We start from the raw sequence: 20,197 nt of genomic DNA, 5'->3' as shown, positions 1-20,197 counted from the left end.
CGATCCCATTTCAAGGAGACGACACATGTCCAGCGATGCCCGCCCGATCCGGGTGGTGGGAATTTCCGGCAGCCTGCGCAAGGGCTCGTACAACACGATGGCGCTGAAGGCGGCCATGGAGCTTGCCCCCGAGGGCATGACCATTGAGGCCGCCGAGATCGGCGATCTGCCGCACTACAATGACGACGTGCGCCTCGCCGGCTATCCCGCCGAGGTGGAGCGTTTCCGCGCCCAGCTTGCGGCGGCGGACGCCATCCTGTTCGTGACGCCGGAGTACAATTACTCCATCCCCGGCGTGCTGAAGAACGCCATCGACTGGGCCTCGCGCCCGCCGAGCCAGCCGTTCGATAACAAGCCCGTCGCCATCATGGGCGCCAGCATGGGCGTGCTCGGCACCGCGCGGGCGCAGTACCAACTGCGCCAGATGCTGGTGTTCCTGAACGCCTTCCCGCTGAACAAGCCGGAAGTGATGATCGGCGCCGCCCAGACCAAGTTCGACGCCTCGGGCGCCCTCACCGACGAGGCGACCGCGGACTTCATCCGCCAGCTCCTCACCGCGCTCGCCGCTTGGACCGAGCGACTGCGCTGACCGGCCCTTGATCGGCCACCCCTGAAACAGCAGCGGCGAGAGGCATGGCCCCTCGCCGCTGCATTTTTGTGTCTACCTGAAAGGGGCGATCACACCCGCTCCAGCGCCACCGCGATGCCCTGGCCGACGCCGATGCACATGGTGCTCAAAGAGCGCCGGCCACCGGTGAGCGACAGTTCCAGCGCCGCCGTGCCGGTGATGCGCGCGCCGGACATGCCCAGCGGATGGCCGAGGGCGATCGCGCCGCCATTGGGGTTCACCCGGGTATCGTCGTCCGCGATGCCGAGATCGCGCAGGGTGGCGAGGCCCTGGGAGGCGAAGGCCTCGTTCAGCTCGATCACGTCGAAATCGGCCGGGGTGAGGCCGAGGCGCGCCATGAGCTTCTTGGAGGCCGGCGCCGGGCCGATGCCCATGATGCGCGGCGGCACGCCGGCCGCTGCTCCGCCCAGCACGCGGGCGATGGGGGTAAGGCCGTATTTCGCGGCCGTCTCCGCATCGGCGAGGATCAGTGCCGCGGCGCCGTCATTGACGCCGGAGGCGTTGCCCGCCGTCACCGTGCCGCCCTTGCGGAATGGGGTGGGGAGCTTCGCCAGCGCCTCGATGGTGGTGGCGCGCGGATGCTCGTCGCGCTCCACGAGAAGGGGCTCGCCCTTGCGCTGGGGAATGGCGACGGGGACGATCTCCCGCGCCAGCCGCCCGTTCGCCAGCGCCGCCGCCGCCTTGGCCTGCGAGCGCAGGGCGAAGGCATCTTGATCGGCGCGGTTGACGGCGAAGTCCTCGGCCACGTTCTCGCCGGTCTCGGGCATGGAATCCACGCCGTACTGCGCCTTCATCAGCGGGTTCACGAAGCGCCAGCCGATGGTGGTGTCGTGGATCTCCGCATGACGGGAGAAGGCGGTGTCCGCCTTGGGCATCACGAAGGGGGCGCGGGACATGGATTCCACGCCGCCGGCGATCATCAGGGAGGCCTCCCCGGCCTTGATGGCGCGGGCGGCGGCGATGATGGCATCCATGCCCGAGCCGCACAGCCGGTTGATGGTGGTGCCCGGCACGCCGACCGGCAGGCCGGCCAGCAGCAGCGACATGCGCGCGACGTTGCGATTGTCCTCGCCCGCCTGGTTGGCGCAGCCGAAGATCACGTCGTCCACGGCGGCGAAATCGACGCCCGGATTGCGCGCCATCAGCGCCTTTAGGGGAACGGCACCGAGATCGTCCGCCCGCACCGAGGCGAGCGCGCCGCCGAAGCGGCCGATGGGCGTGCGGACATAATCGCAGATGAAGACGTCCTTCATTGCGGGCTCCTACAGCTCTGGAACGACGAGATCGGCCACCGGGCCGGCGATGACCAGCTCCGCGCCGGTAAGCGACTGAAGCTTTTCGAGCGTGATGGTGGGCAGCTTCTCGCGCAGCACGAAGCGGCCACCCTCGATGTCCACCACCGCGAGGCTGGTATAGACCCGCGTGACGCAGCCGACACCCGTGAGGGGCAGGGTGCAGCGGTCCAGCAGCTTCGGCTCGCCGGACTTGGTGACGTGCTCGGTGATGACGGCGACGCGCTTCGCGCCATGAACGAGGTCCATGGCCCCGCCCACCGCCGGCACGCCCTTGGCGCCGACACTCCAGTTGGCGAGGTCGCCGTTCTGCGCGACCTGGTAGGCGCCAAGGATGGCCACGTCGAGATGGCCGCCGCGGACCATGGCGAAGCTGTCCGCATGGTGGAAGAAGGCCGAGCCGGGCTTCAGCGTCACCGCCTTCTTGCCGGCGTTGATGAGGTCCCAGTCCTCCTCGCCCGCGGGCGGCTCCTGGCCGAAGTCCAGGATGCCGTTCTCGGTGTGGTAGATCACCTCGCGGCCGGCGGGCTGATAGCGTGCGACCATCTCGGGAAAGCCGATGCCGAGGTTCACATAGGCCCCGTCGGCGATGTCCTGCGCCGCGCGCCAGGCGATCTGGGCGTTGGAGAGCTTGGTATCGTCGCTGGCGGTCATGGATAGGTTGCTCCGGCGCGGTTCAGCAGCTCTTCCTGGGCGGGGTTGGAGACTTCCACCACGCGCGAGACGAAGATGCCGGGGGTGACGACATGCTCGGGATCGATGGTGCCGGGCGGCACCAGCTGCGACACCTGCACGATGGCGTGCCGCGCGGCCGAACACATCAGCGGGCCGAAATTGCGGGCTGCCTTGTTGTAGGTGAGGTTGCCGAGGCGGTCGCCGAGATGCGCTTTCACCAGCGCGAAATCGGCCTTCAGCCAGCGCTCCTGCACATAGGAGCGGCCATCGAACTCGGCGGTGGGTTTTCCGTTGGCGAGTTCGGTGCCGTAGGAGGTGGGCGTGTAGAAGGCCGGGATACCGGCGCCGCCCGCGCGGATGCGCTCCGCGAGGGTGCCCTGCGGCACCAGCTCCAGCGCGATCTCCCCGGCGAGATACTTCTGCGTGAAGACGCGCGGATCCGCCGAGCGGGGGAAGGAGCAGATGAGCTTGCCCACCATCCCCACCTCGATCATCGCGGCGAGGCCGACATGGCCGTTGCCGGCATTGTTGTTGACCACGGTGAGGTTGCGCGGCGAGCCGGTCTTCACGAAGCGGTCGATGAGCGCGTGGATCAGCTCGATGGGCGCGCCGGAGCCGCCGAAGCCTCCGATCATCACCGTGGCGTTGTCGCCGATATCGGCCACCGCCTCCGCGGGTGTGGCGATCGTCTTGTCCATGGACATCCCTGTTGCGCCCGGGGCGGCGCCCCTTTCGATACCCGACGAATAAAAAACGCCAGCCTCGACTTCAATCCGGTTTGTGCGATATAGGATATTTGTTGACATATCGCACAAACCGAGAGGCTCCGTGACCGGCATTTCCCAGCGCGACACCATGGGCGGCCTCGCCAAGGGTCTTGCGGTGATTGAGACCTTCACCGCCGAACGGCCGCGCCAGTCCATTGCCGAAGTGTCCGCCGCCAGCGGGCTCGACCGGGCAACGGCGCGGCGCTGCCTGCTCACGCTCGCCCACCTCGGTTACGCGGACTATGACGGGAAGTTCTTCACCCTGACGCCCCGCGTGCTCAGGCTCGGCACCGCGTGCCTTGCGGCCATGCCGCTCCCCCAGATGGTGCAGCCCTGGCTCGACCGGCTTTCGGAAGAACTGGGGGAAAGCTCGTCCGTCTCCGTCCTTGACGAGGACGAGATCGTCTATGTGGCGCGCGCGGCGCAACGCAAGGTGATGTCCATCGCTCTCAACCCCGGCTCGCGCCTGCCGGCCTATTGCACCTCCATGGGCCGCGTGCTGCTCGCTGCCTTGCCGGAGGCCGAGGCTATGCGCCGCCTCCGCGCGCGGCCCCTCGCAGCGCGCACGCCCCTGACGCTGACCGATCCCGTGGCGGTGATGGGGGCCGTGCGCGACGCACGGGAGCGCGGATATGCGGTGATCGACCAGGAGGTGGAACTCGGTCTGTGCTCCATCGCGGTGCCGCTCCTCACGGCGCGGGGCACCACCGTGGCGGCACTCAACCTCGGCCTGTCCGCGCTTGCCGGCGATGCCGACACGCTGGCGGCGCGCTATCTGGCGGCGCTCGTTCGCGTGCAAGGCGAAATCCGCAAGATCCTGCGTTAGGAAGAGCGGACACCCTGGGATGGATCAAGGCGCAGCACAGCCGCCCGCACGATGCTAGGATGCTGCGAGCACGCGGGACGCCATGAAAAGAGACACCTTTCACGCGCAGGATGGCGCAAGCCTCGCCTTCTCGGACGTTGGTACGGGCCGACCGCTGCTGGCGCTCGCCGGCTTCACCCGCAACAGCCGCGATTTCGATTATCTCGGCCGGCACCTGCACGATGTGCGGCTGATCCGGCTCGACAGCCGGGGGCGGGGCGACTCGGCCTGGACCGGGGCCGACACCTACACGGCCCTCCAGGAAAGCGACGACGCCCTGGCGCTGCTGGATCATCTTCATATCGATCGCGCCGCCATCATCGGCTCCTCGCGGGGCGGAATCCTCGCCATGCTGATGGCCATGAAGGCGCCGGCGCGCGTGGCCGGCGTGTGCCTCAACGACGTCGGTCCGGTGATGGAGCGGGCGGGCCTCGAACGCATCGGCGCCTATATCGGCGTCGAGCCCGCCGTGACCACGCTGGAGGAAATCGCCGACCGCATGCCGCAGGCCATGCCCGGCTTCCACCACGTGCCCGAATTGCGCTGGGAGGAGGAGACGATCCGGCGCTACGTCCAGACGGCGGACGGCGTGGGCCTGCCCTATGATCCCGATCTGCGCCTGTCGTTCCAGAAAGCCCTGGCGGCACCGGCGACGGATGCCTGGCCGCTCTTCGACGCCTGTGCGCGTGTGCCGCTGGCCCTGATCCGTGGCGCCAATTCGGATGTGCTGAGCGCGGGTGCCGCGGCGGCGATGGCGGCCCGGCGGCCGGACATGATCTATGCGGAAGTGGCCGATCGCGGCCACACGCCGTTCCTCGATGAGCCGGAGGCGCTGGCGGCGATCCATGAATGGCTCGACCGCTGCGCCTTCACCGTTGAAGAGGCGCCGCCGCAGCAGGGGGACGTGGGCGAGGCGAAGCGGAAGCAGGCCGGATGACGGTGACGCCCCCGGCAAGAGCCGTCCCTTGTCGCATCTTCAAATATGTTCCATCGGCCCTGGCCGCTTGATCCAGTCTACGCCAACCTACGCGCACGGTCTCCAGTGCGACTTCATAAGCGAGCCGGCTCAATTATTTTGATCGGGGACAGACACCGTATTGAAGCAATGCTCAGCTAAGAAGTGGGCTGCAGTCATTAGTGTTCGGAGCGCGTGATGCGGCCGGAATAGACTGTCGTTCCACGGGAGAGCGCGGTGAATATTGCGGACAGCAAGGCGGGTGATCGCAATCCGTTCTTCACGGCTGTAACCGACGGCAACGCATGGACAGCCCGGCAGCGCGCCCTCGCACTCACCGCCCAGCTCTCGGAGTGGTCGACCCTGGGCGAATTAACGTCGAAGGCGGCCGGCCGCCATTTCAACAGCATTTCGGCCACCCACGGCGAGCGCCTGCGCAGCACCTTCAATGCCCTGACCGGGCTCGTCGCCGAGGTGACGAAGCCTCGCACTTCGCCCCTGGCGCTGTTCGGCGAATTCCGCGAATACGCCACCGACCGTGCCCAGCGCACGATCCTGATGGCGGATTGCCTGCGCGAGCGTGGCGATACCTTTTTCGCGCATGAGGCGGCAGGTTGCCCGCCGGTGCTGATCTACGACTACGAGATCGCCGTGGACGGCCGCCAGCTTCCGCGCCCCTGCAACTACATGCTGCTGAAGATCACTCCGCCGCCGGGGGTCGAAGTTTTCGACGCCAAGCGCCCGTACGTCATCATTGATCCGCGCGCCGGCCATGGCGCCGGTATCGGCGGCTTCAAGGCGGACAGCCAGGTGGGCGTGGCGCTGAAGGCGGGCCACCCCGTCTACTTCACGGCCTTCTGGCGTAATCCCGAGCCGGGCCAGACGCTGGCTGACGTGGCGCGTGCCGAGGCGTCGTTCGTCCGCTATGTCCAGGAGAAGCACCCGGACGCGCCCAAGCCGGTCGTGATCGGCAATTGCCAGGGCGGCTGGGCGACGCTGGTGCTCGGCGCCTCCAATCCCGACATCACAGGCCCGCTGGTGCTCAATGGCGCCCCGGTGGAAACCTGGTCCGGCGACGTCGGTTCCAACCCCATGCGCTACAATGCCGGCCTGCTCGGCGGGCAGGTCCAGCCCATGTTCTGGTCCGACTATGGCGACGGTGTTTTCGACGGCGCCTGGCTGGTACTGAATTTCGAAATGCTGAACCCGGGCCGTACCTGGTTTCGCAAATACTACGACGTGTTCGAGAAGGTCGACACCGAGCGCGGCCGCTTCCTGGAATTCGAGAAGTGGTGGAGCGGCTTCTTCCTGCTCAACGAGCCGGAGATCCTGTGGATCGTGCGCGAGCTGTTCGTCGGCAACAAGCTCGCCCGAAACGAGGCGCGCCTCGAGCATGGTCGCGTTCTGGACGTCAAGCAGATCCGCTCGCCCATTATCGTGTTCGCGAGTCATGGCGACAACATCACGCCGGTCAAGCAGGCCGTGAACTGGATCATGGACGCTTACGCCGATGAGACCGAGATCAAGATCCGCGGCCAGCGCATCGTCTACATGATCCATGATTCCATCGGGCATCTCGGAATCTTCGTCTCCTCCTCCATCGCCAAGCGCGAGCATCAGGAGGTGGCCTCCACCCTGAAGACCATCGAGGCGCTGGCTCCCGGCCTCTATGAGATGCACATCGAGGACGAGACCCAGGACGGCACCGGAAAGCACTTCACCGTGTCCTTCTCGGAGCGTCGGCTCTCCGACCTGCCCGGCTATGGCGATGGCCGCCAGGACGAAGTGCCCTTCGGCGCCGTTGAGCGCCTGTCCGAGCTTCAGGGCGAGCTTTACGACATCCTCGTGCGGCCGTGGGTGCAGGCCAGCGTGACGAAGGCGAGCGCGGAACTGGGGCGGCAGCTCCATCCGCTTCGGGTGCAGCGGGCCCTGCTCTCGTCCCGCAATCCCTTCCTCGCCGGGCTGCCGGGCGCGGCCCTGGCGACGGCGCAGAGCCGCCAGCCGGCGGCGGAGGACAACCCGTTCGTCCTTGCGGAGAGGCTCGTCGCCGATGCCATCGAGCAGAGCTTCGACATCATCCGCGACGTGCGCGACGCCTGGTATGAAACGCTTTTCTTCAGCATCTATGCCACGCCGCAGATGCGCTGGTTCGGCCGCAACTTCAATTTCGAGCGGACCCACAAGTCCAAGGAAGAGCTGATCGGCCTTCCGGAAGTGCAGTCGGCGCTGTTGCACGTCTCTTCGGGCGGCTTCGTGGAGGCGGTCATCCGCATGCTGATCCTCCTGGCGGATGCGCGCGGCGCCGTGCGGCGCGACCGGCTGGAGCGATCGGCCCGCGTGCTCACCAAGGACGAACCGTTCCGCTCGCTGAAGACGGCGCAGCGCGCGCAGATCATCCACGAGCAGAGCCTGATCGTGGAGTATGCCGGCTCCGCGGCCATTGAGACCCTGCCGGACCTGCTGCGCACGCCGGAGGAGCGGCGCCGGGCCGCCGAGGTGGTGCAGTTCGTGCCCGGGGTCCTCGCGGACATGGAGCCGCGCACCCTCGCCATGCTCCAGCGCTTCCGCGAGGTGCTCGGCCTGCCGCCGGCGACGATGGATGTGCTCAGCGACCCGCTCCGCACCCTGACGGAGGCGGCGCAGTAGCGCCGCCAAGGAGCGGGGGACAGGCGGGGACGCGGCGCGGGCGGGACGTCAGCCGATCCGCATCTCGGGCACGTCGTCCTCGACGATGAGGCGCGCCGATGTCTGGGCGAGAATGTCCTCGACGCGCACGTCGGGGCCGCGCTCGCGCAGCAACAAGCCCTCGTGCGTCGGTTCGATCACCGCCAGCTCGGTGACGATGAGGCTGACGCGACGCATGGCGGTGAGGGGCAGGGTGCATTCCGGCACAATCTTGGCCTCGCCCTTGGCCGAGTGGACCATGGCCACGACCACGCGCTTGGCGCCCGCAACGAGATCCATGGCGCCGCCCATGCCGGGCACCATCTTGCCAGGCACCATCCAGTTGGCGAGGTAGCCGCGCTCGTCCACCTGGAGGCCGCCGAGCACGGTCATGTCGAGATGGCCGCCGCGGATGAGGCCGAAACTCATGGCGCTGTCGATGGACGCCGCTCCCGGCACGGCAGTCACGAATCCGCCGCCGGCATCGGTGAGGTGCGGGTCCTCCATGCCTTCGGGCGGGCGGGCACCGAGGCCGATCACCCCGTTTTCCGCCTGGAAGTAGACGCCGTAGTCGTGGGGGATGTAATTGGCCACCATGCTCGGCAGCCCGATGCCGAGATTGACCAGCATCCCCGGCTTGATCTCCTGCGCGACGCGGCGGGCGATCACTTCCTTGGCGCTCATGCCCGCGCGGGCGCGATCCGCCAGCTTGGTATCGATGACCTTGGCATCCATCACGCGGCCCTCGCGAGCATGTGGTCCACGAGCACGCCCGGCGTCTTCACCGCGTCCGGTGGGATCACGCCGATCGGGACGATCATTTCCGGCTCGACAATGACGGTGCGGCCGGCCAGCGCCATGATCGGATTGAAATTGTGGGCGGTCAGCGAATAGAGCAGGTTGCCGGCATAGTCGGCCTGCTGCGCGGCGATCAGCGCGAAGTCGCCATGGATGGGCTTTTCCACCAGATAACGCTTGCCGTCGATTTCGAGCACCTGCTTGCCCTCTTCCACGGGCGTGCCGATGCCGGTGGCCGTGATGACGGCGCCGAGGCCGACGCCGGCGGCGCGGATGCGCTCCACCAGCGTGCCCTGCGGCACCAGTTCCACCTCCACCTCGCCCGCGATCATCTTCTTCTGGATCTCGGGGTTGAGCCCGATGTGCGACATGATCGCCCGGGAGACGGCGCCGGCGCTGACCAGCTTGCCGATGCCCTTGCCCGGCATGGCGGCATCGTTCGCCACCACGGTGAGGTTCTTCACCCCGCGCGCCACCAGTGCATCGATCATGCGCTCGGGCGTCCCCACGCCCATGAAGCCGCCGATGAGCACCACGGCACCATCGGGCACGATGTCCGCTGCTTCCTCCGGTCTGATCGCCTTCCTCATCTATCCCCCCCCTTGCCTCACTCCGCCGCCGCCGCTTCCGGGGCCGCGGACAGTCGCTTGGCGGCGCGTGCGATGACGATTTCCTCGTTGGTCGGAACCACCATGATCCGCGCCCGGCTGAAATCGGTCGAGATCACGCGCGCATTGCTGTCGTTGCGGTCATGGTCCAGCTCCAGCCCGATCCAGTCCAGCCCGTCGCAGATGCGCCGGCGGATCTTGCGGGAATTTTCGCCGATGCCCCCGCAGAAGACGAGGGCATCGATGCCGCCGAGCGCCGCGGCGAGGCCGCCCAGCTCGCGGCGGATTCGGAACACGAAATAGTCGATGGCCTCGTTGGCCTCTGGCACGCCTGCGCTCTCCAGGATGCGCATGTCGTTGGAAATGCCCGACAGGCCGAGCAGGCCGGACTTGGTGTAGAAGATGTCCCGCACCTCGTCGATGCTACGGCCTTCCTGCTGCACCATGTAGAAGATGACGCCCGGGTCCACCTGGCCGCAGCGCGTGCCCATGGGCAGGCCGTCGAGGGCTGTGAAGCCCATGGTGGACGCCACCGAGCGTCCGCCGAGAATGCCGCACATGGAGGCGCCGTTGCCGAGGTGCGCCACAACCACCCGGCCGGCATGGATCTGCGGCGCGATGCGCTTCAGCTCACCGGAGACATATTCGTAGCTGAGGCCGTGGAAGCCGTAGCGGCGGATGCCCTTGTCATAATATTCGCGGGGCAGGGCGAAGACGTCGTTCGCCTTGGGGTGGTGGCGGTGAAAGGCGGTGTCGAAGCACGCCACCTGCAGCGCCTCCGGAAAGGCCGCCCGCGCCGCCTCGATGCCGGCGATGTTATGCGGCTGGTGGATGGGCGCGAAGGGCGAAAGGCGCTTCAGCTCCGCCATAACCTGATCCGTCACCACCACAGGCTCGGCATAATGGGGGCCGCCATGGACCACGCGGTGGCCCACCACGGACGCCTTGGCGCCGGGAAAGCTCGCGCGCAGCAAGGCGAGCACCGTGGCGAGCGCAGCGGTGTGGTCGGCGGCTTCCTCGGGCTTCAGCTCGCGTGTCACGGCGGGCAGGGCCTCGCCCAGATCGGCGTTCAGCCGCGGCTGCTTGCCGATGTTCTCCACGAGGCCGATGGCCATCTGCCTCGGCTCGCCCGAGATGTCGAACAGGCTGAACTTCAGCGACGAAGAGCCCGCATTCAGGGTCAGGGCAACCGGCAGCGTGCTCATCGGGCACCGTCCCGGGCGGCGGACACGAGGGCGCTCATGCGCACGTGGTGGATGGCGGCGACGGCGCAGGAGGCGAGGCGCGCCTTGGCGCTGTCGGCGCGCGAGGTGAGGATGATCGGCACCTTCGCTCCCATCACCAGCCCCGCTCCCTCGGCATGGGAAACGTAGGTGAGCTGCTTGGCAACCATGTTACCGGCATCGAGGTTGGGCACCACCAGGATTTCGGCATGGCCGGCGACGGGAGAAACGATGCCCTTGGTGCGGGCGGCGGCGACGTCAATCGCATTGTCCATGGCGAGCGGCCCGTCCACGAGGCCGCCGGTGATCTGGCCACGCTCCGCCATTTTGGACAGGAGCGCCGCGTCCACGGAGGAGGGGATCTGCGGATTCACGGTCTCCACCGCCGACAGGACGCCGACCTTGGGCTGCGGGATGCCGAGGGAGATGGCGAGATCGATGGCGTTCTGCACGATGTCGATCTTGGTGGCGAGGTCGGGCTGGATGTTGATGGCGGCATCCGTCACCAGCAGCGGGTGCGCGAGCCCCGGTACGTCCATGACGAAGATGTGGGTGAAGCGACGCCCCGTGCGCAGGCCGTTCTCCTTGCGCAGGGCGGCGTGCAACAGTTCGTCCGTGTGCAGGTGGCCCTTCATGAGTGCGCCGGCCCGGTGCTGGGCCACGAGGTCCACCGCAAGGTTCGACGCGGCGGCATGGTCGGCCACGTCCATGATCTCGACGCCCTCGAGGGTCTCGCCCGTCTCCTTCGCGGCCGCCTCGATCCTCACGCGCGAACCGATAAGAATGGGCGTGATGAGGTGGTGCCGCGCCGCCAGCAGCGCGCCGCCGAGGGAGTTCGGCTCCTCGGGCGCGACCACCGCCACCGTGAGCGGCTCCAGCGTCTCGGCCCGCGCGACGAGTGCGTCGAAGTGGCGATGGCGCTCGACGAGGAGGCCGGGAATGTGCTGCTCCTCGTATTCGATCTTGGTCTGCGGCGCCGTCACCACCGCCTCGCCCCTGAGCAGCAACTCTTCCGGCTCCTCCCGATGGACCGTGGTGGAAAGCATGACGTCGCCGTCGTCCCGTTTCTCGGTGAGACGCACGCGGACGACGAGATCGTCGCCGGCCTTGGCGCGGCCAAGGAATTCGAAATTCTGGGAACGGTAGCGCGTGCCGGCGCCGGGCAGGATGTTTCCCAGCACCGCAGAGATGAGCGAGCCCACCCACATAGCCGGCGCCGTCACGTCGTCCTGCCGGCCATCCTGGTCGAGATCGTAGCCGGGCAGGTGCAGCGGATTGTGGTTGCCCGACGCGGTGGCGAACACGAACAGATCGTCCGCCGTGCAGACGCGGCGCAGTTCCGCGCTGTCGCCGACCTGAAGCTCGCTGAATGTCCTGTTCTCACGTTTCATGCGCGGGGCGCCTTCAGTGTGGGCCGCCCCCCGGGGCGGCGCCGGAAGGAAATGCTGAGACGAGGGGAGGCCGCGGCTCAGCCGATGATGCTGTAGCCGCCGTCGATCTGGTGAACACCGCCGGTGACGTTGGCGGCCTCGCGGCTGGCGAGGAAGGCGGCGAAAGCCCCTACGTCCTCGATGGAGGCAAGGAGGTGGGTCGGCGCCCGCTCGGCGGCGGCGGTGAGAAGGTCGTCGAAATGGCCGATTCCGGAGGCGGCGCGGGTCTTCAGCGGGCCGGGCGAGAGGGCATGGACGGAGATGCGCTTCTCGCCCATTTCCGCCGCCGCATAGCGCACCACGGATTCGAGGGCGGATTTCACCGGGCCCATGATGTTGTAGTGCTCGACCACCTTCTCGGCCCCGTAGAAGGAGACGGTCATGCAGGTGCCGCCTTCGCGCATCAGCGGTTCGGCGAGGCGGATCATGCGCAGGAAGGAATGGACGGAAACGTCCATGGCCTTGGCGAAGCCCTCCGCCGAGCAATCGATGACCCGGCCGTGCAGATCCTCCTTCGGGCAGAAGGCGATGGAGTGCAAAAGGGTGTCGAGCCGGCCCCAGCGGGCCGTGATCTCGGCAAAGACCGCTTCAAGCTGGCCGGGGACGCTCACGTCGAGGGGCAGGATGATTTCGGCGCCGATGCTTTCGGCGAGCGGACGGACGTGCGCCTCGGCCCGCTCGTTGAGATAGGTGATGGCGACATCCGCCCCCTGCTCGTGCAGGGCCTTGGCGCAGCCCCAGGCGATGGACTGGTCGTTGGCCACGCCCACCACAAGAGCCCGCTGATTCTGAAGCTTGAACATGCGCCGCTCCCCGGCGCGCGGCTTCCCGCGCGACGACTGGAAAGTTCGTTTCCGTCGCACACTAGAAGCCATTTGCATAAGTTTCGCGAAGCAATCGTGTCTGAATTATAATTGATGTATGTCAATAAGAATCCGCGCGGCCGAAGTGTCTATAATATGTGCCGTATTATAGATGCTGTATTTAGACGCCTTTTGTTCAAAGGGCGCAGCCACGCATCCGGGATTTCCGCCGCGAACCCCTCGGTGGGGGCGAAGTGAGGTCCTAAAAATGCCTTTACCGGGGGCTGCTCAAGCTACCTTCGCCGAGAAGGCCAAATCCGTGGTGGAAATAACGTGAAAGCGCGCCATGTGGAATTTCTGCCCGATCGTCCCCGCCTGAAGCGAGCACGAGGCTGACCGGTGCATTGACCACAAGCCTTGCGCTGCGGGCCACACAACGAACGAGCTTACGTCTCGTGCGGCGCCGGATGCGGCTCTGCTGCGATAGTTGTCCCATATCGGACAATGCCGCGGCGGGTCTCCCGCAAACAGGAGCCCGCTGGATCCATTTCCCCATAAACGTACCCCGCGTGTGTATCACGGTGGGTAAGTTATTGGAGCTGAGTGGATAATGGCGCTCCCAAGGGGACTCGAACCCCTGTTTTCGCCGTGAGAGGGCGACGTCCTAGACCGCTAGACGATGGGAGCATCTCGCGAGGAGGAGGGCTCTATAGCGGCGAATGCGGGGGACTTCAAGCCTTCTCCGGCGTGGGACGGTGGCCGAAGATGGCGCTGCCGATCCGCACGTGGGTGGCGCCCTGGCGGATGGCGGCGGAAAAGTCGGCGCTCATGCCCATGGAAAGGCCCGAAATACCGTTGCGGGCAGCGATTTCGGCGAGGAGGGCGAAGTGCGGGTCGGGCACGTCCTCGGCCGGCGGAATGCACATCAGTCCGGCGATCTCAAGCCTGTGGATATCCCGGCATTGGGAGATGAAGGCATCGGCATCTTCCGGCAGCACGCCCGCCTTCTGCGGCTCGGCACCGGTGTTGATCTGCACGAACAGCCGCGGCCGGCGGTCCTGGCGCGACATCTCCTCGGCCAGTGCGGCGGCGATCTTCGGGCGGTCGACGGTGTGGATCACGTCGAACAGGGCGACGGCTTCCCGCGCCTTGTTGGACTGGAGCGGGCCGATGAGGTGGAGTTCCGCATCAGGATAGTCCTGCTTGAGGTTGGGCCATTTGTCCCGCGCCTCCTGCACCCGGTTTTCGCCGAACACCCTCTGACCGGCGTCGAGCACCGGCCGGATGTCTTCCGCCGGAAAGGTCTTGGACACGGCGACCAGCGTCACCTGATCGGTCGGACGGCCGCATTCCGCGCAGCTCTCGGCGATCTCGCGGCGCACCGCCGCAAGCCGGACTGCGCTTTCCGGCGCCCTTCCGCCGTCGTTCATGTTCCTGCTCCCGCCGTTGCGCCGGCCCTGTGCCCGCAGACGAGGACATGAACCGATCTCCCCTTCCAATCAAGAAGCGGGTAGAAGGAGACGGCGGCTCGGCTCAAGTTCCCGAGCGGCAGGGGGGCGGGCCGGAATGGTCGAGCGTATCGGGGGAGACGGCGGCGCCGCGCCCGGACGGCGTTCGAGCCTGCGTCTGCGCGTGCTGTTCCTGGTCTGCCTCGTTGCCGTGCCCCTGTCGGTCGAGCGGATGCTTGCCCTGATGGCCGAGCGCCAGGATCAGGTCGCCGCCCTCGAGGAGGACGTGAGAGGCTTCGCCCGCAGCGCCAAGCTGGCGCAGCTTGAAGGCATCTCCCGGGCGCTGACCACGCTGGAAGTCGTATCCCGCACGGCCGAGCGGCTGATGGAGGACCCGACCGCCTGCAACCGCTACCTCTCGCGGCTCGCGGACGAGGTTGCCGGCATCCAGGGCGTCTTCGTCGCTGATGCGGCGGGCATCGTCCGTTGCGCCCACGCCCCCCTCGCGCTCGGCGTGAACATCGCAGAGCGGGACTATTTCCAGGAGGCCATCGCCTCGGAGGGGTCAATGATGACCGGGATGTTCGTCTCGCGGGTGAGCGGGCGCAATTCGGTCTTCCTGATGCGGGCGGAGCGCGGGCCCGGCGGCGCGGTGCGTGCCGTGACCGGCGTGGTGCTCGACCTCCAATGGCTGTCGCGGATCGCGGCCGGAAGCGCCGTGGAACTGGGCGTGGTGGTCGATCTCATCGGCATCAACGGTACCGTGCTGGTGCGATACCCAACCATGCCGGACATCGTCGAGCACAGCTTTCCCGATCACCCCCTGACGCGCGCGGTGAGAGGGGAAGCGGCCGGCATCGTCAGGGTGCCCGGCTACGACGGCAAGGAGCGCATCTTCGCGTTCGAAAGCTTCGGTCCCCTGCCCATCAGCATCGCCGTGGGTATCGAGACGGCGAAGGCGGTTGGGCCGATCGACAGCAAGGTCCGCTCGACGGCGCTGGCGTATTTCGTCGCGCTGGCCTGTTTCCTGCTGCTAGCCTGGGTTGCGGAGGAGCGGATCGTGATCGCGCCCATCGCCCGGCTCACGCGGGCTGTCGCGGCGGTGGGGCGCGGCGAGGCGGACCATGTGAAGGACATGGGCGTCGCGGAATTTGCCCCCCTGGTCAATGCCTTCAACGAGATGGCCCGGCGCCTGTCCCAGCGCAACAACGAGCTGCGGACCATGAACGGGCGCCTCGCCTCGCTGGCGCGGACCGATGGACTCACCGGCCTCGCCAACCGCCGCACCTTCGACGTGCAGTTCTCGCAGGATTGGGTGCGGGCGCGCGGCGAGGGGATGCCGCTCACGCTGGTGATGCTGGACGTGGACCACTTCAAGGCCTTCAACGATACCCGCGGCCACCTCCAGGGGGACGAGGCGCTGCGGGCGGTATCGCGCATGCTGTCGGCGGCGGCGGCCGGCACCTCGCATCTCGTGGCGCGCTATGGCGGCGAGGAGTTCGTCGTGCTCATGTCGGGCGCCGACGTTGTGGCCGGCGTCTCCTTCGCAGAGGACGTGCGGCGTCTGCTCGCCGAAATCGCCATCGAGCATCCCGCCGCCCCGCGGCGGCGGGTGACGGCCAGCTTCGGCGTTGCCTCGGTGGTGCCGACGGCGGAGGGGAGCCCGGACGCCCTGATCGCCGCCGCAGATGCAGCACTCTACGAGGCGAAGCGCGCCGGCCGCGACCGGGTGATCGCCCACGGTTGATGCGCGGATGGCCGATGCGGGAGCCTTCAGCCCGGCCGGCGGATGGTCCTGAGGTCGAGGCCCGCGGCCTTGATGCGCTCCCGCGCGCCGGTCAGCGGCTCGCGCGCCACCGCCATGTGGAAGGCGTTGGCATGCAGGAGTGTTTCCGCGTCCTCGGCTATGCCCACATGTCCCGGCCAGAACAGGAGATCGCCGCGTTTGACGGGCGCATCGAGCGGAATCGCCGTGCCGATGGCCTTTTCCTGCATGTCGCTGTCGCGTGGAGCCCGCACACCGGTGGCGGCGAGCGCGGTCTGCACAAGGCCCGAGCAGTCGATGCCGAGGCTGGAGCGCCCGCCCCACAGATAGGGCACGCCGATGAAGCGGGCGGCCACCGTGACGAAATCGCCTTCGCGCTCGTCCGCGGGCACGACATGGACCGCCGGCAGGCAGCCGTCCGTCGTCAGGGCGAAGCCGCCCGAGATGGAGCGCACCACCACGCGGCTACCGAACACCAGCGCGTCGCGGGGCGGGAGCTTGATGTCCGGCCCGGGAAACAGGAAGGTCCTGAGCGCCGACACCTTGTGCGCGGGCGCCGAACCCTCCGGCGCGAGGGCTTCGGCGGGCATGTAGCCCACGTAATTGTCCGCCTCCAGCTGCACCCAGGCCCAGCCTTCGGCATCTTCCTCGAACAGGCGCACCCGCTCGCCGAACAGCGCCTCGGTCTCCAGCGGGGCGTCGCTCGCCGGGCGGCGGCGCAGGGGCGCGACCGGCACGGCCACCCGCCGCATCTCGCCCTCCACGAAGCGGGGCACATCCACCAGTCCTTTGAGGCTTGAGGCGGCGAGGTCTGCGCGGGCGGGGGTCAGCCGGGCGTCGAGGCCCAGGGGCAAGGAGAAGGCCATGGCTCAGCCCCTCTCCTCAGCCGAACCGCTCGGCGATGAGCGCGTCCAGCGCCCGGATGGTCTGCGCCTCGCCGCCCTCGGGCCGGCCCGGCCGGCTGCTGGGGTTCCAGGCGAACAGGTCGAGGTGGAGATGGGACCGGGCCTGCTCGACGAACTTGGCGAGGAACAAGGCGGCGGTGATGGCGCCGGCGAAACCGCCGGACGAGACGTTGTTGATGTCCGCCACCTTCGAATCGAGCATCCCCGCATAGGGCGCCCACAGGGGCAGGCGCCAAAGAGGGTCAGCCTCCACCATGGCGTGCCGGGAAAGGTCGGCGGCGAAGTCCTCGTCGTCGGTGAAGGCAGCCGGAAGCTGCGGGCCGAGGGCGACGCGGGCGGCACCGGTGAGGGTGGCGAAATCGATCACGAGGTCGGGCGCCTCCTCGTCGGCGAGGGCGAGGGCGTCGGCCAGAACGAGACGGCCCTCGGCGTCGGTGTTGCCGATCTCCACCGAAATGCCCTTGCGGCTGCGCAGCACGTCGCCGGGACGGAAGGCGGCGCCAGACACGGAGTTCTCCACCGCCGGGATCAGCACGCGCAAATTCACCTTCGCGCCGCGCGACAGCAGCATGTGGGCGAGGCCCAGGGCATTGGCGGCACCGCCCATGTCCTTCTTCATCAGCAGCATGGCCGAGGAGGGCTTCAGATCGAGGCCGCCGGTGTCGAAGCACACGCCCTTGCCCACCAGCGTCACCTTCGGGTGGCTGGGATCGCCGGCGCGGATCTCGATGAGACGCGGGGCGCGGGCGGCGGCAAGGCCCACCGCGTGGATCAAGGGGAAGTTCTGCGCCAGCAATGCGTCGCCGACGATGGAGCGGAAGCGCGCGCCGTGGCGGGCGGCAAGGCTGCGGGCCGCATCCTCCAGCTCGGCCGGGCCGAGGTCATTGGCCGGGGTGTTGACGAGATCGCGGGTGAGGGTCACCGCCTCCACCGTGCGGCGGAGCTGGGCGGCGTCCACACCTTCCGGCACCACGAGCTGAACCTTCGGCGCCTTGGCGCTGCGATAGGCCGAGAATCGGTAGGTGCCCAGCGCGAAGGCGACGGCGGCGAGGCGGGGGCTTGGAACCTCTCCTTCCAGCCGCCACGTGCCTTCGGGGAGCAGGCCGGGCAGGGCGCCGGTGGCGAAGGCGTCGGCCTTGGGCGCGGGGGCGATGCCGAACAGGGCGCCAGCCAGCCCGCCATCGACGTTCGGGAGCAGCAGCAGCTTGCCGGCGGCGCCGGAGAATCCGGCCGCCTCCGCGAAGCGGCGCGCGGCCTCGGGGATGGGAGCTGAGGCGAAGGTGTCCTTGGTGACGCACCAGACGGGCAGGCTGACGGCGGACGACGGGGCAAAGCAGTCGATCATCAACGGAACTCCTCGCGCCGCGCCGGGGGGACAGGCAATGGTTCCGCCATCCGGCGCCGCGCAGACGGCGCATGGTGGTCCGCCCCGCGGTCGCCTGCAAGAGACCCGGCCCTGCGCAAGCGGGTGTCAGGGATGCAGCAGGCTGGACAGGGGATGGATGATGAGGCCCGCGCCCGCGAGCGCCACGCCATAGGGCAGGCTGGTGCGGTGCCGCTCGGGCAGTTCGGCGCCGGCCGCACCCGCAAGGCGGTGGCGCGCCGCTGCGGCGATGCCGAGCAGGGCGCCAATGGTCCCGGTGGCGAGCACGAACAGCGGCAGGTGCAGCGGATCCACCCACAGCACGATGGCGCCGGCAAGCTTGGCGTCGCCCGCGCCGATGATGTCCTCGGCGAACAGGGAGAAGCCCAGCGCCGTCACGGTGCCGGCGGCGGCCAGCCGGAAGAGCAGGTCGGGAACGGGGATGAGCACAGTGACGGCGGCGAAGGCCGCGATCAGGCAGATCACCACGGCATTGGGGATGATCCGGCGGGCGAGGTCCGCGCCGATCGAGGTACACAGCAGTGCCGGATAAAGGCCGAGCAGGAGAAGCTCGGCCATCCTGAAGTGCCCCATCCCCATGGCGCCGTCAGTTCCCGGCGGCGGCCGAGGAGGCTTGCAGCCGGGCGAAGGTGGAGGCGATCTGCACCAGCACCGTGACGATGGCGATGGAGAGGCCGGCGGCGATGAGGCCGTATTCGAGGGCGGTGGAGCCGTCCTCTTCCTTGATGAAGCGCGAGAACAGAAGCTTCATGGCTCAGATCCGGTCAGCTGCGGCGCGTGAGCGCCGCAAAGTGCGCCGCGACGAGGATGCCGCGGCTTGGATGCCGCGACGGGGGTGTCGGGGCTGAGCCGACGCTAGGGCCGGCCCCTTGCGGGGAAGTAAAAAACGGCGGCCGGGAAGGCCCGCGGTGCGTGCTGGCTGCGCGAAAGGTTAACGGTTCCGCTCGCGCGCCTTTGACGCCGGGTGGCGGATCGCCCTTTGACGGCGGCGCCCCAGGCCGGCACTCTCGCCCCATGAGCTTCTCCCCCTCCCCCGATCCCGTCCCCGGCGATGCCGCAAGCTGCGCGGCCGTCGAGACCGTCATCGTCCCGCGCGCCCACGACATCGGCGGCATGGAGGTGGCTCGTGTGCTGCCCTCCGTGCAGGGCCAGATGATTGGCCCCTTCATCTTCTTCGACCGGATGGGGCCGGTGCGGTTCTCGGCCGCGCAGGCGCAGGATGTGCGGCCGCATCCGCATATCGGGCTCGCCACCGTGACCTATCTGTTCGAAGGCAGCATGATTCACCGCGACAGCCTCGGCTCCGAGCGGGTGATCGAGCCGGGCGCGGTGAATTTGATGACCGCCGGCCGCGGCATCGTCCATTCCGAGCGGCACGACGCCGCGGTAAAGACACGCGGCGGGCCGCTGTTCGGCATCCAGAGCTGGATCGCGCTGCCCAAGGCGCTGGAGGAAACCACCCCGGACTTCCTCCATGCGGACAGCGAGGCGCTGCCGGTGGTGGCGGACGGCGGGGTCAAGGCGCGGGTTATTTTGGGCAGCGCGTTCGGCGCGACCTCGCCGGTCGCGCTTGCTTCGCCCGCGACCTATGTGGAGGTGCAACTCGCCGCCGGGGCCCATGTACCGGTGGATCCCACCCACGAGGACCGCGCGCTGTTCACGCTGGAGGGCGAGGTGGAGGTGGACGGCACCGCCTTCCCGCCCGGCCAGATGCTGGTGATCCGGCGCGGCGTTGCCACCTCCGTGCGGGCGCGGACCCCCGCGCGGCTGATGCTGGTGGGCGGCGAGCCTCTGGAGGGGCCGCGCTACATCTGGTGGAATTTCGTGTCATCGAGCCTTGACCGGCTGGATGCGGCCAAGGCGGCGTGGCGGGAGGGGCGGTTCGACCTGATCCCCATGGATCACGACGAATTCATCCCGGCCCCGGACGACGGTGCCGGCCGGCCGCGCCCCCAGAGCCCACGGGGCTGAAGGGGCACGGACGCAA

At 68.2% G+C, this 20,197-nt stretch carries 19 protein-coding genes and 1 tRNA gene; 6 read left to right on the top strand and 14 right to left on the bottom strand.

Going from position 1 to position 20,197, the window contains the following annotated elements; all coding sequences use genetic code 11:
• Positions 1-25: 25 nt before the first annotated feature.
• Positions 26-589: an NADPH-dependent FMN reductase gene (locus tag ACT54R_RS05460; RefSeq protein WP_476324340.1), complete on the top strand. Its 564-nt coding sequence runs from the start codon at positions 26-28 to the stop codon at positions 587-589.
• A gap of 89 nt (positions 590-678) precedes the next feature.
• On the opposite strand, the gene pcaF is transcribed toward ACT54R_RS05460, so the two are convergent.
• From pcaF to ACT54R_RS05445, 3 genes are read right to left on the bottom strand one after another with little or no spacing between them, the layout of a single operon-like run.
• Complete coding sequence (gene pcaF, locus ACT54R_RS05455) at positions 679-1,881, bottom strand: 3-oxoadipyl-CoA thiolase (RefSeq protein ID WP_476324338.1); 1,203 nt, start codon at positions 1,879-1,881, stop codon at positions 679-681.
• A gap of 9 nt (positions 1,882-1,890) precedes the next feature.
• Positions 1,891-2,574: a 3-oxoacid CoA-transferase subunit B gene (locus ACT54R_RS05450; protein WP_024280635.1), complete on the bottom strand. Its 684-nt coding sequence runs from the start codon at positions 2,572-2,574 to the stop codon at positions 1,891-1,893.
• Positions 2,571-3,293, bottom strand: coding sequence for a 3-oxoacid CoA-transferase subunit A (locus tag ACT54R_RS05445; RefSeq protein WP_476324336.1), 723 nt, complete (start codon positions 3,291-3,293; stop codon positions 2,571-2,573). Before ACT54R_RS05445 ends, ACT54R_RS05450 begins: the two co-directional genes overlap by 4 nt.
• 157 nt (positions 3,294-3,450) lie before the next feature.
• Between ACT54R_RS05445 and ACT54R_RS05440 the strand changes: the two genes are divergently transcribed.
• From ACT54R_RS05440 to ACT54R_RS05430, 3 genes are all read left to right on the top strand, one after another.
• On the top strand, positions 3,451-4,188 hold the full coding sequence (locus tag ACT54R_RS05440; protein WP_476326399.1) for an IclR family transcriptional regulator domain-containing protein: 738 nt from the start codon (positions 3,451-3,453) through the stop codon (positions 4,186-4,188).
• An 82-nt stretch (positions 4,189-4,270) separates the two neighbouring features.
• Entirely contained in the window at positions 4,271-5,164 is an 894-nt protein-coding gene (locus tag ACT54R_RS05435; RefSeq protein ID WP_476324334.1) for an alpha/beta fold hydrolase, read from the top strand.
• Positions 5,165-5,419: 255 nt separating this feature from the next.
• Positions 5,420-7,828: a DUF3141 domain-containing protein gene (locus ACT54R_RS05430; protein ID WP_476324332.1), complete on the top strand. Its 2,409-nt coding sequence runs from the start codon at positions 5,420-5,422 to the stop codon at positions 7,826-7,828.
• Positions 7,829-7,876: 48 nt separating this feature from the next.
• Here ACT54R_RS05430 and ACT54R_RS05425 read toward each other — a convergent pair whose 3' ends face one another.
• From ACT54R_RS05425 to ACT54R_RS05395, 7 genes are all read right to left on the bottom strand, one after another.
• Positions 7,877-8,530: a 3-oxoacid CoA-transferase subunit B gene (locus ACT54R_RS05425; RefSeq protein ID WP_476326397.1), complete on the bottom strand. Its 654-nt coding sequence runs from the start codon at positions 8,528-8,530 to the stop codon at positions 7,877-7,879.
• Positions 8,531-8,580: 50 nt separating this feature from the next.
• Positions 8,581-9,234 (bottom strand): CoA transferase subunit A, encoded by a 654-nt coding sequence (locus ACT54R_RS05420; RefSeq protein ID WP_476324330.1) that lies wholly within the window; start codon positions 9,232-9,234, stop codon positions 8,581-8,583.
• Between the two features lie 17 nt (positions 9,235-9,251).
• A complete protein-coding gene (locus tag ACT54R_RS05415) occupies positions 9,252-10,457 on the bottom strand; it encodes an acetate/propionate family kinase (RefSeq protein ID WP_476324328.1) in 1,206 nt (401 codons plus the stop codon).
• Positions 10,454-11,866 (bottom strand): bifunctional enoyl-CoA hydratase/phosphate acetyltransferase, encoded by a 1,413-nt coding sequence (locus tag ACT54R_RS05410; protein WP_476324326.1) that lies wholly within the window; start codon positions 11,864-11,866, stop codon positions 10,454-10,456. Before ACT54R_RS05410 ends, ACT54R_RS05415 begins: the two co-directional genes overlap by 4 nt.
• Positions 11,867-11,943: 77 nt before the next feature.
• A complete protein-coding gene (gene fabI / locus ACT54R_RS05405) occupies positions 11,944-12,708 on the bottom strand; it encodes an enoyl-ACP reductase FabI (protein ID WP_476324324.1) in 765 nt (254 codons plus the stop codon).
• Positions 12,709-13,319: 611 nt separating this feature from the next.
• Positions 13,320-13,395 (bottom strand) — tRNA-Glu (locus tag ACT54R_RS05400).
• A gap of 44 nt (positions 13,396-13,439) precedes the next feature.
• Complete coding sequence (locus ACT54R_RS05395; protein ID WP_476324322.1) at positions 13,440-14,138, bottom strand: YggS family pyridoxal phosphate-dependent enzyme; 699 nt, start codon at positions 14,136-14,138, stop codon at positions 13,440-13,442.
• Between the two features lie 136 nt (positions 14,139-14,274).
• Between ACT54R_RS05395 and ACT54R_RS05390 the strand changes: the two genes are divergently transcribed.
• Positions 14,275-15,903 carry a sensor domain-containing diguanylate cyclase gene (locus tag ACT54R_RS05390; RefSeq protein WP_476324320.1) on the top strand — a complete coding sequence of 543 codons (1,629 nt, stop codon included), beginning with the start codon at positions 14,275-14,277 and terminating at the stop codon, positions 15,901-15,903.
• A gap of 26 nt (positions 15,904-15,929) precedes the next feature.
• Here ACT54R_RS05390 and ACT54R_RS05385 read toward each other — a convergent pair whose 3' ends face one another.
• The 4 genes from ACT54R_RS05385 to ACT54R_RS05370 all read right to left on the bottom strand — a co-directional run bounded on the left by ACT54R_RS05385 (position 15,930) and on the right by ACT54R_RS05370 (position 18,961).
• The gene (locus tag ACT54R_RS05385) at positions 15,930-16,787 is read right to left on the bottom strand and encodes a C40 family peptidase (RefSeq protein WP_476324318.1); all 858 of its coding nucleotides are present in this window, start codon (positions 16,785-16,787) and stop codon (positions 15,930-15,932) included.
• A 16-nt stretch (positions 16,788-16,803) separates the two neighbouring features.
• Complete coding sequence (locus ACT54R_RS05380) at positions 16,804-18,171, bottom strand: leucyl aminopeptidase family protein (protein WP_476324316.1); 1,368 nt, start codon at positions 18,169-18,171, stop codon at positions 16,804-16,806.
• 126 nt (positions 18,172-18,297) lie between these two features.
• Entirely contained in the window at positions 18,298-18,768 is a 471-nt protein-coding gene (locus tag ACT54R_RS05375; protein WP_168459600.1) for a prepilin peptidase, read from the bottom strand.
• 28 nt (positions 18,769-18,796) lie between these two features.
• On the bottom strand, positions 18,797-18,961 hold the full coding sequence (locus ACT54R_RS05370) for a Flp family type IVb pilin (protein WP_081762738.1): 165 nt from the start codon (positions 18,959-18,961) through the stop codon (positions 18,797-18,799).
• A 263-nt stretch (positions 18,962-19,224) separates the two neighbouring features.
• Between ACT54R_RS05370 and ACT54R_RS05365 the strand changes: the two genes are divergently transcribed.
• Positions 19,225-20,181 (top strand): pirin family protein, encoded by a 957-nt coding sequence (locus ACT54R_RS05365; RefSeq protein ID WP_476324314.1) that lies wholly within the window; start codon positions 19,225-19,227, stop codon positions 20,179-20,181.
• The last annotated feature ends 16 nt before the right edge of the window (positions 20,182-20,197 follow it).

The sequence above is a fragment of the Xanthobacter sp. DMC47 genome, assembly GCF_056313845.1.
Note: the sequence above shows the minus strand (reverse complement) of the source record. Positions and strands in the feature narration are given on the sequence as shown.

Coding starts and splice junctions, on each gene's coding strand:
- ACT54R_RS05410 (WP_476324326.1), bottom strand. CDS start 11,866: ATGAAACGTGAGAACAGGACATTCAGCGAGCTTCAGGTCGGCGACAGC.
- ACT54R_RS05365 (WP_476324314.1), top strand. CDS start 19,225: ATGAGCTTCTCCCCCTCCCCCGATCCCGTCCCCGGCGATGCCGCAAGC.
- ACT54R_RS05370 (WP_081762738.1), bottom strand. CDS start 18,961: ATGAAGCTTCTGTTCTCGCGCTTCATCAAGGAAGAGGACGGCTCCACC.
- ACT54R_RS05390 (WP_476324320.1), top strand. CDS start 14,275: ATGGTCGAGCGTATCGGGGGAGACGGCGGCGCCGCGCCCGGACGGCGT.
- ACT54R_RS05450 (WP_024280635.1), bottom strand. CDS start 2,574: ATGACCGCCAGCGACGATACCAAGCTCTCCAACGCCCAGATCGCCTGG.
- ACT54R_RS05395 (WP_476324322.1), bottom strand. CDS start 14,138: ATGAACGACGGCGGAAGGGCGCCGGAAAGCGCAGTCCGGCTTGCGGCG.
- pcaF (WP_476324338.1), bottom strand. CDS start 1,881: ATGAAGGACGTCTTCATCTGCGATTATGTCCGCACGCCCATCGGCCGC.
- ACT54R_RS05420 (WP_476324330.1), bottom strand. CDS start 9,234: ATGAGGAAGGCGATCAGACCGGAGGAAGCAGCGGACATCGTGCCCGAT.
- fabI (WP_476324324.1), bottom strand. CDS start 12,708: ATGTTCAAGCTTCAGAATCAGCGGGCTCTTGTGGTGGGCGTGGCCAAC.
- ACT54R_RS05435 (WP_476324334.1), top strand. CDS start 4,271: ATGAAAAGAGACACCTTTCACGCGCAGGATGGCGCAAGCCTCGCCTTC.
- ACT54R_RS05425 (WP_476326397.1), bottom strand. CDS start 8,530: ATGAGCGCCAAGGAAGTGATCGCCCGCCGCGTCGCGCAGGAGATCAAG.
- ACT54R_RS05415 (WP_476324328.1), bottom strand. CDS start 10,457: ATGAGCACGCTGCCGGTTGCCCTGACCCTGAATGCGGGCTCTTCGTCG.
- ACT54R_RS05375 (WP_168459600.1), bottom strand. CDS start 18,768: ATGGCCGAGCTTCTCCTGCTCGGCCTTTATCCGGCACTGCTGTGTACC.
- ACT54R_RS05385 (WP_476324318.1), bottom strand. CDS start 16,787: ATGGCCTTCTCCTTGCCCCTGGGCCTCGACGCCCGGCTGACCCCCGCC.
- ACT54R_RS05445 (WP_476324336.1), bottom strand. CDS start 3,293: ATGGACAAGACGATCGCCACACCCGCGGAGGCGGTGGCCGATATCGGC.
- ACT54R_RS05380 (WP_476324316.1), bottom strand. CDS start 18,171: ATGATCGACTGCTTTGCCCCGTCGTCCGCCGTCAGCCTGCCCGTCTGG.
- ACT54R_RS05440 (WP_476326399.1), top strand. CDS start 3,451: ATGGGCGGCCTCGCCAAGGGTCTTGCGGTGATTGAGACCTTCACCGCC.
- ACT54R_RS05460 (WP_476324340.1), top strand. CDS start 26: ATGTCCAGCGATGCCCGCCCGATCCGGGTGGTGGGAATTTCCGGCAGC.